The 12681-nt window shown below is 66.1% G+C and carries 12 protein-coding genes; 7 read left to right on the top strand and 5 right to left on the bottom strand.

All coding sequences use genetic code 11. The annotated features are described in order from the left end of the window. The first annotated feature begins 26 nt into the window (after nucleotides 1-26). The 5 genes from AB5K84_RS40690 to AB5K84_RS40670 all read left to right on the top strand — a co-directional run bounded on the left by AB5K84_RS40690 (nucleotide 27) and on the right by AB5K84_RS40670 (nucleotide 4559). A complete protein-coding gene (locus tag AB5K84_RS40690; protein ID WP_038965326.1) occupies nucleotides 27-1346 on the top strand; it encodes an aminotransferase class V-fold PLP-dependent enzyme in 1320 nt (439 codons plus the stop codon). 134 nt (nucleotides 1347-1480) lie between these two features. After that, entirely contained in the window at nucleotides 1481-1660 is a 180-nt protein-coding gene (locus AB5K84_RS40685) for a hypothetical protein (protein WP_028173626.1), read from the top strand. A 218-nt stretch (nucleotides 1661-1878) separates the two neighbouring features. Next, the gene (locus AB5K84_RS40680; protein WP_011084100.1) at nucleotides 1879-2547 is read left to right on the top strand and encodes an FABP family protein; all 669 of its coding nucleotides are present in this window, start codon (nucleotides 1879-1881) and stop codon (nucleotides 2545-2547) included. A 19-nt stretch (nucleotides 2548-2566) separates the two neighbouring features. Continuing rightward, a complete protein-coding gene (locus tag AB5K84_RS40675; protein ID WP_011084101.1) occupies nucleotides 2567-3277 on the top strand; it encodes a RibD family protein in 711 nt (236 codons plus the stop codon). Nucleotides 3278-3287: 10 nt separating this feature from the next. Then, nucleotides 3288-4559, top strand: coding sequence for a flavin monoamine oxidase family protein (locus tag AB5K84_RS40670; RefSeq protein ID WP_441232749.1), 1272 nt, complete (start codon nucleotides 3288-3290; stop codon nucleotides 4557-4559). A gap of 49 nt (nucleotides 4560-4608) precedes the next feature. On the opposite strand, the gene AB5K84_RS40665 is transcribed toward AB5K84_RS40670, so the two are convergent. The 3 genes from AB5K84_RS40665 to AB5K84_RS40655 form a co-directional block, all read right to left on the bottom strand. Beyond that, nucleotides 4609-4929: a hypothetical protein gene (locus AB5K84_RS40665; RefSeq protein ID WP_028173622.1), complete on the bottom strand. Its 321-nt coding sequence runs from the start codon at nucleotides 4927-4929 to the stop codon at nucleotides 4609-4611. A gap of 164 nt (nucleotides 4930-5093) precedes the next feature. Then, nucleotides 5094-5663: a cysteine hydrolase family protein gene (locus AB5K84_RS40660; RefSeq protein ID WP_011084104.1), complete on the bottom strand. Its 570-nt coding sequence runs from the start codon at nucleotides 5661-5663 to the stop codon at nucleotides 5094-5096. A 143-nt stretch (nucleotides 5664-5806) separates the two neighbouring features. Next, a complete protein-coding gene (locus AB5K84_RS40655; protein ID WP_011084105.1) occupies nucleotides 5807-6154 on the bottom strand; it encodes a DUF3088 domain-containing protein in 348 nt (115 codons plus the stop codon). A 110-nt stretch (nucleotides 6155-6264) separates the two neighbouring features. Here AB5K84_RS40655 and AB5K84_RS40650 point away from each other — a divergent pair, with 110 nt between their 5' ends. Continuing rightward, a complete protein-coding gene (locus tag AB5K84_RS40650; protein WP_051000241.1) occupies nucleotides 6265-8094 on the top strand; it encodes an AMP-dependent synthetase/ligase in 1830 nt (609 codons plus the stop codon). Between the two features lie 226 nt (nucleotides 8095-8320). Beyond that, nucleotides 8321-9919, top strand: coding sequence for an oleate hydratase (locus AB5K84_RS40645; protein WP_011084107.1), 1599 nt, complete (start codon nucleotides 8321-8323; stop codon nucleotides 9917-9919). A gap of 41 nt (nucleotides 9920-9960) precedes the next feature. On the opposite strand, the gene AB5K84_RS40640 is transcribed toward AB5K84_RS40645, so the two are convergent. Together AB5K84_RS40640 and AB5K84_RS40635 are read right to left on the bottom strand one after the other, a co-directional pair. Continuing rightward, nucleotides 9961-11817 carry a sensor histidine kinase gene (locus AB5K84_RS40640; protein ID WP_011084108.1) on the bottom strand — a complete coding sequence of 619 codons (1857 nt, stop codon included), beginning with the start codon at nucleotides 11815-11817 and terminating at the stop codon, nucleotides 9961-9963. 141 nt (nucleotides 11818-11958) lie between these two features. Then, the gene (locus AB5K84_RS40635; RefSeq protein ID WP_028173616.1) at nucleotides 11959-12537 is read right to left on the bottom strand and encodes a hypothetical protein; all 579 of its coding nucleotides are present in this window, start codon (nucleotides 12535-12537) and stop codon (nucleotides 11959-11961) included. Nucleotides 12538-12681 lie beyond the last annotated feature (144 nt).

Below are 12681 nucleotides of genomic sequence, written 5' to 3'. Positions count from 1 at the left end.
TTCGCCGCGCAGCGCAGAGGGTGGACATGCATCTGATCAAGACAATTTCTTCCGACCGCCGGTCGATCCTGAAGGGCCTCGCGGCCGCAGTTGTCGCGCCGCTGGCGGCGCCGGCTCTTGCCGCCGAGAGCCTGCCGGCACAGCCGACTGGATCGGCGGCCGCAATCGCCACCGACAAGGCCTATTGGACGGCCGTGAAGGGGCTCTATGCCGTGACGCCCGATGTCGTCAATCTGGAGAACGGCTTCTGGGGCATCATGGCCGAGCCCGTGCGGCGCGAGTTCATCCGCCTGTCCGACATGGTCAACTATCAGAACACCTATTACGCGCGGCAGCGCGCGGGCGCGGATTTCGAGGCCGTGCGGGCCAAGGTGGCGGAGGCGGTTGGAGCTGCGCCCGAGGAAATCGCGCTCACCCGCGGCGCCACCGAAGCGCTGCAGCTGCTCATCGGCGGATACAACAAGCTGAAGCCCGGCGACAGCGTGCTCTACGCCGACCTCGACTACGATTCGATGCAATATGCCATGAACGCACTTGGGGCGCGCCGCGGCGTCGACGTGGTCAAGTTCGACGTGCCGGAGCCGGCCACCCGGCAGGCCGTGCTCGACGCCTATGCCCGCGCCCTCGAGGCGAATCCGAAGGCCAGGCTGCTCCTCCTCACCCATGTCAGCCATCGCACCGGCCTCGTCATGCCGGTTACCGAGATCGCCCGCATGGCCAAGGCGAAGGGCGTCGATGTCATCCTCGACGCCGCTCATTCCTGGGGACAGATGGACTTCAGGGTGGGCGAGCTCGAGGTCGATTTTGTCGGCTTCAACCTGCACAAATGGATCGGCGCGCCGGTCGGCGTCGGCTTCCTCTACATCAGGAAGGACCGCCTCGCCGACATCGACCGCGACCTCGGCGACGAGGATTTTCCGGCGACCGACATCCGCTCGCGCGTACACACCGGCACGGTCAATTTCGCGACGGTGCTGACGGTGCCCGCGGCCGTCGAACTGCATCAGCAGATCGGCGCTGCGGCGAAACAGGCCCGCCTGCGCTACCTGCGCGACTACTGGGTCAGCCGCGTTCGCGGCTTCAAGGACATCGAGATCCTGACGCCGGATGAGGCTGGCCTCTATGGTGCGATCACGTCCTTCCGCCTCGCCGGCAAGACGAGCAAGGTCGACAACGACGCCACCGTGGCGAAGCTCAGGGACGCCTACAAGGTCCTGACGGTTCGCCGGGCGGGCGTCGCCAAGGGCCAATGCATCCGCGTGACGCCGGCGCTCTACACCGAGGAGGCCGACCTCGACCGGCTCGTCGAGGCGCTTGCCGCCATCACGGGTACGAAAGCCGGCTGAACCCGCGAGGCGGAGTGCAATCGGCCAGCGCATCGACAATCATCACGTGATCGCCGGCACATATCATTCGAGCCGGTCAATCTAGCTTGTTGTCAGGTGGTTCGCAGTGAGCCACCAGGCAAAGGACAAGACTCATGCGCAATTACATCCTTGTGGCTCTCGCAGCGATCGCATTGGCAAATGTGGTGACGCCCTCGAACGCGACGACCATCGTCCGCGACCATCGCGACCCGCCCGTCGTGCGCGACCACCGCAATCAGACCATCGTTCGCGACCACCGCAATCAACCGGAGGTCCGCGACCACCGCCACTAGACGTCCTCGCGACGGAGCCGAACCCAATCGGTTCGGCTCCGCTTCGCGGTTCAAGCCATTGAGACCGCGCTTCGTATTTTCCTCCGCGAACTCCCTTGAAGCCCACCGATCGTCTGCGTGTGGCGCGGATGTCCATTCGCGATTGTGAGGCTTGAGCACGAGCCACGTTGCCGTCTCCGTGCTATTGCTGCTCCCCGCAACTTCCCGCGAGGACACTCATGCTTCCCCTTCCCGCCGACATCTTCACCGAGCCCGAGAACGTCTCGCCCGACGGTCTCGCCAATCTCGGCCCGCTGCGCCGTCTCGCAGGCAGTTGGCAGGCCGACAAGGGGATCGACGTCAACCCGAAGGCCGAAGGACCGGAGCGGCGGACCTTCATCGAGCGCATTCGGATGGACCCGATCGATCCGCAGGCCAACGGCCCGCAGCTGTTCTACGGCCTGCGTTATCACATCCACATCAACACGCCCGAGGAGGACATCACCTTCCACGACCAGGTGGGCTACTGGCTGTGGGAGCCCGCGACCGGGCTGATCATGCAGACGCTGGCGATCCCGCGCGGGCAGGTGCTGCTCGCCTCGGGCAAGGCCGGACCTGATGACAGGAAAATTTCGGTCACGGCGAAGCGCGGCGACACCGCTTACGGGATCTGCTCGACCGACTTCCTGGAACAGGCCTTCCGCACCGACGCTTACCGCTGCGACATCACCTTCAACGACGACGGAAGCTGGACCTACCTGATCCAGACCGAGTTGTTCGTCCGCGGCGCGCCGTTCAATCATCACGACACCAACACGCTCCAGCTCGTCGCGCCGCCAAAGCTCAATCCGCTCGCGGTGATCGTCAACGATCGCGCCAAGAGCGGCGGCAGCGGAACGGCGGGTTGAGCGCGGTCCGGAGATTTGCATGAAGCCCTACGTCATCTGTCTGATGCATTCCAGCCTGGACGGCCGCACGCACCCCAGCCGTTGGCGTCCGAAGGGCGCGGGCACGGACTGGTTCGAGAAGATCCATGACGAGCTCGGCGGCGATGCCTGGGTGATCGGCCGCGTCACCGGCTCGGAGTTCGCCAAGGGCAAGCCCTATCCCGCCGGAACGGCCGGGACGTTTCCGCGGGAGCCGTGGTTTGCGCGGCGTGATGCAAAAACCTACGGCGTCGTGCTCGACGCGCAGGGCAAGATCGGCTGGGGCCGCTCCGATATCGGCGGCGATCCGATCGTCGTGGTGCTGACCGAGGGCGTGCCGGATTCGCATCTTGCAGGCCTGCGCGGCGAGGGCGTGTCCTATATCTTCGCCGGCAAGTCCGAGATCGACCTGGCGCTGGCGCTCGACATCCTCAATCACGAGTTGGGGGTGAAGCGGCTGCTGGTGGAGGGCGGCGGCGTCGCCAATGGCGCGTTCCTGCGCGCCGGTCTCATCGACGAATTCAATCTCATCCTCAGCCCCGCGGTGGATGGCGCAAGCGGCGCGCCCTTCGTGTTCTCTTCGACGGAAGCCGACAGCGACAAGCGCGCGCCCCTCGCCGCGATGACGCTGGAGGGGGTGCGGGAGCTCGGCAGCGGTGTCCTGCTGCTGCGCTACCTGATCAAGAACGATCCGCAGGCCGTGGGTAAGTAAAAGCACCGGCATGTCGGACAAACCACAGCATATCGTCATCGTCGGTGCCGGCGCGGCTGGCCTGATGGCGGGGCGCGAGCTCGCGCGCGCGGGCAAGAAGGCGACGGTCCTGGAAGCACGCGACCGCTGCGGCGGGCGCATCCACCCGCTGCCGGCGGCGGAGTTCGGCTACCCCGCCGATGGCGGCGCCGAATTCGTCCATGGCGATGCCCCGGTGACACGCGCCCTGCTGCGCGAGGCGGGGCTGTCCCTTCAGGAGATCGAAGGCACGCTATGGAGATTTGACGGTGCACATTTTTCGCGTGAGGATCGCCATGATCCGCACGAGGCGGAGCTGCATGCCGTGCTCGGGAATTTGAAGGACGACCTCACCGTCGCCGATTTCCTGCGCCGTCATTTTGCCGGACCAGAGTATGACGGGCTGCGCTATTCGATCGAGCGGATGGTCGAGGGCTACGATGCCGCAGATCCCGAGCGCGCCTCCACGCTGGCGCTGCGCGAGGAATGGATGGACGGCGGGCTCCACACGCAGGCGCGCATCAATGGCGGCTATGGCGCGCTGATCGATTTTCTCGCCGCCGAGTGCCGCAGGCATGGCGCGGCGGTCCGCCTCGGCTGCGTGGTGTCGGCGATCGAGGACGAGGGCGGCGCGGTGGTCGTTCGCGGTGCCGGCGGCGAGGTGCATCGCTGCGACCGCGTGATCCTCACGGTGCCGCTGCCGCTGCTGCGCGAGATCGCGCTTCCGGCGAGCGTGCGCGCGAAGGCGGCGGCTGCCGACGACATCGGCTTCGGCAACGTCGTCAAGATTCTGCTGCGGTTTGCGCGGCCATGGTGGCGCGAGCGAAACCCGGATCTTGCGGATATGACCTTCCTGCTGTCGGACCGGACCATCCCGGTGTGGTGGACGCGCCATCCGGAGCAGCATCCCGTGCTCACCGGCTGGTTCGGCGGCCCGCGGACGGCGGAGCTGCAAGACCTCGATCCGCAGGCGTTGATCGAGGCCGGGCTTGGTTCGCTCGCCACCATCTTCGGCCTGTCGCGCGAAGACGTCGCGCGCGACCTCGTCGCGGCTGCGGCGACCAATTGGGGGCAGGATCCGTTCGCCCGCGGCGCCTATTCCTGGGCCACGCCGCGCACGCGCGCGGCGCAAGCCATGCTCGCGCGCGCCGACGGAGCGGTGCTGTTCTCCGGCGAAGCGCTGTATCGCGGCCGCGACATGGGCACGGTCGAGGCGGCGCTGGCGAGCGGGCTGGAGACGGCGGGGATGATCTTGCGGGGATGAAAAAAGGCCCGCGTGGTCGCGGGCCTTTCGTTCGCAGGCGACCGCCGGTTTACCAGCGGTTGCCGCCGAAGCTGAAGGTCACGCCCGGACCGCCGCCACCGTAATATCCGTACGGTCCGCCGCCGTAGTAACCGTGGTGCCGCGGGTAATAGCCGTAGCTCCGGTAGTGCGGACGATAGTAGCCATGGTGGTGATGGCGCCATTGATGATGGCGATAGCCATGATGGTGGTGCCTGTGCTGCGCGCTGATGTCGGTCGGCTGGCCTCCCCGCGCGCTTTGCTTCGCGCTTGTGGTGTTGGCCGCGTTCGCCGCCGATCCGCCGGCAAGCGCCGCGGCACCGACGGCCATCGCGACAATGAGATACTTCATGTCATCACTCCAGTTGAATGTCGTGTGACAACACATGGGCGCTGGTTGCGTTCCGGCTAGTGCGGGCGTCGAAACGACGCAGCACGTGCTGTCCGATTCGGCGCGGATGATCGCGCGGCGTGAGATTTATTGTCGCATCGCCGGCATTGATCGCACTGCTGCCATCACTTCGCCGCGAATGATGCGATCACCTCGCCCGCGGTGACGATGCGCGCGAACTCGCCGTTGAGATTCGACAGCGTCATCGCATGGATCTCCTCGGCGGAATGTGCGTCGCCATCGGGTCCGATCCGGTCGAAGGTCCAGGTGGCATCGCGCACGAGCCGCGTGTCGAAGCCGAGATTGCCGGCCATCCGCGTCGTCGTCTCCACGCAATGGTTGGTGGTGGCGCCGCAAATGACGAGCGTAGTGATGCCGCTTGCGCGCAGGCGCGTCTCGAGGTCCGTGCCGATGAAGGCGCTGTTGACGCGCTTGACGATCACAGGCTCGCCATCCTGTTCGCGCGCCTCGTCCTTGACGGCGTAGCCGGAGCGCGATGGCAGAAACGACGAATTTGGCTTCGTGCCCTCGTGGCGGATATGAAAGATCGGCGCACCGTTTGCCCGGAACGCCGCGAGCAGATCGACGATGCGGGCCACCGCGTCCGGATTGTTGCGGCGCTTGCCCGCCGCCTCCCATTCGTCGAACGCGCGCTGGACGTCGATGACGATGAGGGCGGGGAGGGGGTGCGGCATGATCGGACCTTTCGGACGGCTTGTCGGGCCGAATATGCGAGGCGATCGGGGAAGCGCAATGCCAATCTTCCCTCGTTTCGCGACGTCATTGCAGGTCCGTGGCCGGGATTGCGCTGCGCTCCATCCGGGCTACGTCGACGTTCCTACGGATGCGGATCGGGAAAGCCGTGGCGTTCGGAGAGCGCGGCGAGGATTGCGTCCTTGTCGGCGACGAAGGCGCGGCCGCGGTGGCTGCCGGTCTGGTGCCGCGATGTCGCGCCGTCTGCCAGCACGAGCAGCGGCAGCGACTGGTTCTCCTCCCCGACCAGCGCGATCACGGCCTGCCGCGGCTGCGGCCACGCGATGCGCTCGACGTCGAGCTTTTCGGCGAGCGCCGGAAACGAAGCGAGCACGCCCTCCATCAGCGCGCAATGCCAGCAATAGAAGCGCCGGCCCGGATAGGCCGGGTCCTCGAACCCCGGGCGCAGCAGAAACAGCAGGTCGCGCGTCATGGATCGCTCCGAAGCATGGCCGCCTTGCTGAGGATCAAGGCGGCGAGGGCTGGCCGGCCTAGTGTCGAGCCCCCAGATTCATGGGAATCGAGGCTGAAGGAAAGGACGCCATGCCGGGGCCGATCAGTCAACCGCAGACGCTCGCCGACGTGAAGACACTGCCTGAGCTGCTGCGCTGGCGCGTCGAGGCGACGCCGGCGGCAGAAGCCTATCGCCATTTCGACGCGCATGCCGGGCGCTGGGTCAGCCAGTCCTGGCACGAGATCGACGCGGAATTCGAGCTGTGGCGGCAGGCGCTGGCCGCGGAGAATTTTTCGCCGGGCGAGCGCGTCGCCATCCTGATGCCGAACGGCATTGCGCATATCGCGATGGACCAGGCGTCGCTGTCGCGCGGTCTCGTGCCGGTGCCAATGCATGCCGTCGACAACCCCGACAGCATCGCCTACATCCTCGCCGATTCCGGCGCGCTACTGCTGTTCGTCGATACGCTGGCGCGCTGGCAGGCGATCGTGGCCACCGGCCAGCCGCTTGATGCGCTCAAGCGCATCGTCTGTGCCGACATGACCGGACCGGTGCCGGCCGATGCACGCATCGTCGCGCTCGACCAGTGGCTTGCGTCCGCGCCTGGCGCGACCGCGCCATTGTCCGACGTCGCGGTGGCGCCGGACGATCTTGCCGCCATCGTCTACACCTCGGGCACGACCGGGCGGCCGAAGGGCGTGATGCTGTCGCATGACAACGTTGTCGCCAATGTGAAGGCGATCGCGCATCGCATCGCGGCGTCGCCCGACGACGTCTTTCTGTCCTTCCTGCCGCTCTCGCACACGTTCGAGCGCACCGGCGGCTATTACTATCCGATCGCGGCCGGGGCCTGCGTCGCCTATGCGCGCTCGGTGCCGCAACTCGGGGACGACCTCAAGCATGTGCGGCCGACGGTGCTGGTCTCGGTGCCGCGGATCTACGAGCGCGTCTACGCGCTGATCATGCAGCACCGCGCATCGGCCGGAAGCATCGAGCGGGCGCTGCTCGATCTCACGATTGCCGTCGGCGGCCGGCGGTTCGACGCGCGGCAGGGACGCGGCGCACTGTCGCTGCTCGACCGGCTGGCCTGGCCGCTGCTGAAGCAGCTCGTCGCCGACAAGGTGCTGGCGCAGCTCGGCGGCCGGTTGCGCGTCGCGGTTTCCGGCGGCGCGCCGATCGCCGAGCCCGTCATTCGTCTGTTTCTCGCACTCGGGCTCGACATTCTCCAGGGCTACGGCATGACCGAGACCTCGCCGGTGGTCTCGGTCAACACCCCCGAGGACAACGATCCGCGCTCGGTCGGCCATGTGCTCGACGGCGTCGAGGCCAGGCTGGGTGAGAACGACGAGCTGCTGGTGCGTGGCCCAAGCGTGATGCTAGGCTACTGGCACAAGCCCGAGGAGACGCGCCGCGTGAAGGAGGCCGATGGCTGGCTGCACACCGGCGACCAGGCCCGCATCGAGAACGGGCGCATCACCATCACCGGCCGCATCAAGGATATCCTCGTGACGTCCACCGGCGAGAAGATCGCGCCGGTCGATCTCGAGACCGCGATCCTGGCCGATCCCCTGTTCGAGCAGGCGCTGGTGGTCGGCGAGCAGCGTCCGTTCCTCGCCGCGCTGGTTGTGCTCAACGCCAAGGCCTGGGTGCAGGAGAAGGAAAGGTTGGCTGCGAGCGGCAAGCAAGGCGGTGCGGCGGAGCGGGCCGCGCTGCTTGCGCGAATCGCAGCGGCCGTGAAGGCCTATCCGTCCTACGCGACGCCGCGCGCGGTATGGTGGACGCTGGACCCCTGGACCATTGCTAGCGGCCTGCTCACGCCGACGCTGAAGAACAAGCGCCCCGCGCTCGAACACCGCTTCGCCGAGGAGATCGCGCAGATCTACGCGAAGAAGCCGGCGGCGACGGTGAAGGCGCAGTGACGTCGCCTCTCCCCGCTTGCGGGGAGAGGCCGACGCGCGGAACGCGCGGCGGGTGAGGGGGAGTCTCCGCGAGTCCAACTCCTACCGTTTTTCGCGGAAGCAGCCCCTCACCCCAACCCTCTCCCCCGTAAGAACGGGGAGAGGGAGAAGAAAGCGCTCACTTCCTCTTGAACGCCCTGTCCATCGCGCTTGATCCAGCGCAACTTCGCTCGCTGGCCCTCATGCAATGTCGCCCCGAAAGTTCGAATTGCAATCGAGGCAAGTCATGAAGGCGTATTTCATCGGTGGTGGCATCGGATCGCTCGCGGGCGCGGCGTTCCTGGTTCGCGACGCGCAGCTGCCGGGGCGCGACATCGTGATTTACGAGGCGCAGCCGCTGGTCGGCGGCAGTCTCGACGGCGCACTGCTCGCGAACGGCGCCTATTCGCTGCGCGGCGGACGCATGCTCACTACCGACCATTACGAATGCACCTGGGACCTGCTGTCGAGCATCCCCTCGCTCGAGCGTCCGGGCCTGAGCGTGCGCGACGAGACCGTCGCGTTCAACGAGGAGAACCCGGCGCATTCGCGGGCGCGGCTGGTTGACCGCAACCGCTTCAAGATCGACGTCTCCCACATGGGCTTTTCCGGGCGCGACCGGCTCGAGCTGCTGCGGCTCACCGAGGCCTCGGAGGAGACGCTCGGCAACAGCCGCATCACCGACTGGCTGTCGCCAAAATTCTTCGAGTCCAATTTCTGGTACATGTGGCAGACCACTTTCGCCTTCCAGCCCTGGCACAGCGCGGTCGAGCTGAGGCGCTATCTGCACCGCTTCATGAGCGAATTCCCGCGCATCGAAACCCTCGCCGGGGTCAAGCGTACCGTCTACAACCAGTATGACGCGATCGTACAGCCGCTTGCCGACTGGCTGAAGCGGCAAGGCGTGCAGTTCGTGCGCGGCACGGCCGTCACCGACATGACGCTCGAAGACGAGGGCGGACGCGTGCGCGTCCGCCAGCTGGTGCTCGATCGCGACGGCCGCACCGCCAACGTCCGCATCGAGGACGGCGATCTCGTGTTCTTCCAGAACGGCTCGATGACGGACGCCTCGAGCCTGGGCTCCATGACCGAGCCGCCGCCGCACCTGACCAAGGCCGACAGCCAGGGCTGGGCGCTGTGGGAGACGATCGCGCAAGGACGTCCCGAATTCGGCAATCCGTCCGCGTTCAACAGCTCGATCCCGGAATCGTACTGGCTGTCCTTCACCGTCACCTGCCGCGATCCGCGCTTCTTCGACAAGATGGAGGCGTTCTCGGGCAACAGGGCCGGCACCGGCGGGCTGGTGACGTTCCGGGATTCCAACTGGTTGATGTCGGCGGTGCTGTATCATCAGCCGCATTTCGCCGGCCAGCCGAAGGACGTTCAGGTGTTCTGGGGCTATGCGCTGCATCCGGACCGCATCGGCAATTTCGTCGGGAAGCCGATGTCCGAGTGCGGCGGCGCCGACATCCTGAACGAGCTGTGCGGGCACCTGAATTTCGATCGCGACGTGTTCGAGACTGCGACCTGCATTCCCTGCCGCATGCCCTACATCACCAGCATGTTCATGCCGCGCAACGTGACCGACCGGCCGCTGCCGGTGCCCAGGAATTCGGTCAACCTTGCCTTCGTCAGCCAGTTCGTCGAGATCCCCGACGACGTCGTGTTCACCGTCGAATATTCGGTGCGCGCGGCGCAGATGGCGGTCTATCAGCTCATGAAGATCGAGCGCCCGGTGCCGCCGGTGACCCGCCACGACAAGTCGCTCGCGGTGATCTTCGCGACCCTGGAGAAGGCGTTCGCTTGAGGCTTTCGCCGGGATGACGTCGCCGGCGCACGCGACGGCGCCTATCGCGGCGCTGCCAGCGGCAGGCTGACGTGAAAAACGACGCCCCCTGACGGGACGTTTTCGGCCCAGATGCGGCCGCCATGCGCCTGGACGATGGTATGCGCGATCGAGAGGCCTATGCCCATGCCTTGCGCCTTGGTCGTGAAGAACGGCTTGAAGATCTCGGCGACTTTCTCCGCGAGGATGCCGTCGCCCTTGTCGGCGATGGAGACAAGGGCGAGGTTGCCCTCGGTGAGACTGGTTCGTCCGACGACGCGGCGCCGCTCGTCCGGAAGATGGGCCACAGCCTCCATGCCGTTCACGACGAGATTGAGGATGGCCTGCTGGAGCTGAATCTTGTCGCCTTTCACCCGAATGTCTGCGGACGACGGCTGCATGACGAGTTCAACATCGTGGGTCAGGGCCTGCACGGAGAGGAATCGAAACACCTCGCCGACGGTGGCATTGAGGTCGAGCTCGCTCCGTTCGGTCGGGTCTCGCTTCAGAAACGAGCGCAGCCGGCCGATGACTTCGGCGGCCCGCTGATCGTCACGGCGGATGTGGTTCAGGATGTCCCTGATCTCGCCGAGGTCGGGCGCCGGACTCTGTAATATCTGCTGGGCCGTCTCGGCATTGATCAGAATGGCGGCGAGCGGCTGGTTCAGCTCGTGTGCGAGCGAGACGGACATCTCTCCCGCGGTCGCGCGGCGGTTCATGTGGGCGAGCTCCGACATGCGCTGGCGCGCCTCGACCTCGGCCATGAAGCGCAGACGGCGCTCGCGCAGCAGAATGGTGATCATCAGCGCCTGCACCAGCACCACGCCTGCAATGATCGCGGAGTGCCAGTAATACTGCTCCCAGAAGGTCGGTTGGCGGAAACGCACCTCGCTGCCGGGGGGCAGATTGGCTTCGTCCACATTCCAGCGTTTCAGCTGCCGCCAGTCGAAGATCGGCCTCACGTTGTCTCCGCTGAACGGTGCGATGCTCGAGGGCGCTTCGCCGTCGAGGATCCGCATCGCCACTTCGCCGGCTTCCCGCCCGATGATTTCGGGCAGCAGCAGGAAGCCGCCCACGCCCGACCGTCCGAGGAACGTATCGGACGTTATGATGATCGGGCGGTTCGCACTCTCGGCAACGCGTGCGAGCGCCGAGGCCGGGGCGTAATAGGTGCCTTCGCCGTCGGAATACATCGCCGAGGTCAGGATCGCGGAGCGGTCGGGCAGGGAAGCGACGCGACTGCGGACCTCACGCAGCACCGCGCCGGACAGATCGATGACTTCGAGATCGGGCATTGCGGCCGCGAAGTCCTGCTTCCAATGTCCGTACACCAGCGGATTCTTCCAGGCCTCGCCCACCAGGACGACACGGGTCAGGTCGGGAACGATTGCGCGCGCTGCGGTCAGGAGGTGTGTCGGCCTCACTCTGGCGAAGACGGCCGTCGTATCGGGCAGGAACAGCGCGCGCGTCTCAGGCAGGTCGGGAACGAAGCCGTATACCACGGGCGCGGCGGGCCAGATGTCCTGCTTCCGCTTCTGAAGGAATTTCGCCGATGCGACGCCGATCGAAACGATGACGTCGATCGGCCGCTGCGCATATTTGGTCTTGAGGTGACCGACCAGGCTCAATTCATAGTCCGGTCCCGGGAAGCGGGCGAGATCGAGGCTTTCGCCGTAGATCACCGTGTTGCTCTTCCCGTTCTGCTTCGCGGCGGTGCGGATTCCGGCAAAGATCTCCGAATAAAAGGGCGAGCGAAAATCGGCTTCTTCCAGAACCAGGACCGAACGCTGCTGGGGGCCGTCGGCTGCGACGCATTCACGCGAGAGGCCAGCGAACAAGCAGGCGATCAGGATGCGCGCGAGCCCGCGGATCACACGCATTGCCGGACTCTCGGCCTCGCCTCTGGATGCAATCGGGTCTCCTCAATGAGGATGCACGCGAGAGCATAACCGCCTGACCTGGAGTTTCAACGGGAGGATGCGTGCTCACCCCGGTGACAAGCAGGGCGACACAAGGGGCCGCTACTTGAACGGATCCTGGATCGACGGCGACGATTGCCTGATGCGGCGCACGCTTACCGGCGTGCCGTCTGAGACGAACAGGAGTTCGTACTTCCGGCCCTCGCTGTCGGTTGCGGAGCAGGTAACATCGGTCACCTTCCGGGCGGCGAAATTGCCGGTCTGGCGGCAGATTCCGGTGGAGGTCTGCTCCGCCGGCACCGGCAGGCCGTCGACCTTGGGCCGGTCCTTGGAGTTGAGCAGCATGCGGTCGATCGGCAGCTCGTAGGAGTTGTCGTCGGCCCGCTTGCCGTTCTCGCCGGAGAACGACACGACGTGGTTCGCATCAGTGGGGTCGTCGACAGCGACGGCGAAATTGACCCGGCCCGTGTCGCCATGGGCGTAGGCCACCGTCTTGCAGGCAAGGGTACGCCCCGCGACCTTGAGCGTCTTGCAGTGGCCGGACATCAGCGCCAGCAGATCGATGAAGGCGGTCTGCTGCGCCGGCTGATTGTTGACGGGAATCGGCCTGGAAGACTCAGCAAAACAAGGGCTTGCGAGGACAACGAAGGCTGCCGCGAGGGCCGGTCGGCAGAGGCGCATCGTGAGGCTCATAGGCCAGGGGACCGCGGAAAGGTTCCGCTCAACAACCATCGAACCGCAAATTGGTTGCGATCCCGTTTGTGCCGCCAAGCCCGTCTGGAATACCACCGCGCCACCCATCGGCGATTCGCCCAAAATCGCCCA

The organism is Bradyrhizobium sp. 1200_D9_N1_1 (assembly GCF_052075915.1).
Lineage (GTDB): Bacteria > Pseudomonadota > Alphaproteobacteria > Rhizobiales > Xanthobacteraceae > Bradyrhizobium > Bradyrhizobium diazoefficiens.
The sequence above is the reverse complement of the archived record's forward strand: the minus strand, read 5'-3'. Positions and strand labels throughout refer to the sequence as shown.

What these genes read in the sequence shown, in the direction of transcription:
- AB5K84_RS40675 (WP_011084101.1), top strand. Translation starts at nt 2,567, where the DNA reads ATGAAGCCCTACGTCATCTGTCTGATGCATTCCAGCCTGGACGGCCGC.
- AB5K84_RS40660 (WP_011084104.1), bottom strand. Translation starts at nt 5,663, where the DNA reads ATGCCGCACCCCCTCCCCGCCCTCATCGTCATCGACGTCCAGCGCGCG.
- AB5K84_RS40635 (WP_028173616.1), bottom strand. Translation starts at nt 12,537, where the DNA reads ATGCGCCTCTGCCGACCGGCCCTCGCGGCAGCCTTCGTTGTCCTCGCA.
- AB5K84_RS40685 (WP_028173626.1), top strand. Translation starts at nt 1,481, where the DNA reads ATGCGCAATTACATCCTTGTGGCTCTCGCAGCGATCGCATTGGCAAAT.
- AB5K84_RS40665 (WP_028173622.1), bottom strand. Translation starts at nt 4,929, where the DNA reads ATGAAGTATCTCATTGTCGCGATGGCCGTCGGTGCCGCGGCGCTTGCC.
- AB5K84_RS40655 (WP_011084105.1), bottom strand. Translation starts at nt 6,154, where the DNA reads ATGACGCGCGACCTGCTGTTTCTGCTGCGCCCGGGGTTCGAGGACCCG.
- AB5K84_RS40650 (WP_051000241.1), top strand. Translation starts at nt 6,265, where the DNA reads ATGCCGGGGCCGATCAGTCAACCGCAGACGCTCGCCGACGTGAAGACA.
- AB5K84_RS40670 (WP_441232749.1), top strand. Translation starts at nt 3,288, where the DNA reads ATGTCGGACAAACCACAGCATATCGTCATCGTCGGTGCCGGCGCGGCT.
- AB5K84_RS40690 (WP_038965326.1), top strand. Translation starts at nt 27, where the DNA reads ATGCATCTGATCAAGACAATTTCTTCCGACCGCCGGTCGATCCTGAAG.
- AB5K84_RS40645 (WP_011084107.1), top strand. Translation starts at nt 8,321, where the DNA reads ATGTCGCCCCGAAAGTTCGAATTGCAATCGAGGCAAGTCATGAAGGCG.
- AB5K84_RS40680 (WP_011084100.1), top strand. Translation starts at nt 1,879, where the DNA reads ATGCTTCCCCTTCCCGCCGACATCTTCACCGAGCCCGAGAACGTCTCG.
- AB5K84_RS40640 (WP_011084108.1), bottom strand. Translation starts at nt 11,817, where the DNA reads ATGCGTGTGATCCGCGGGCTCGCGCGCATCCTGATCGCCTGCTTGTTC.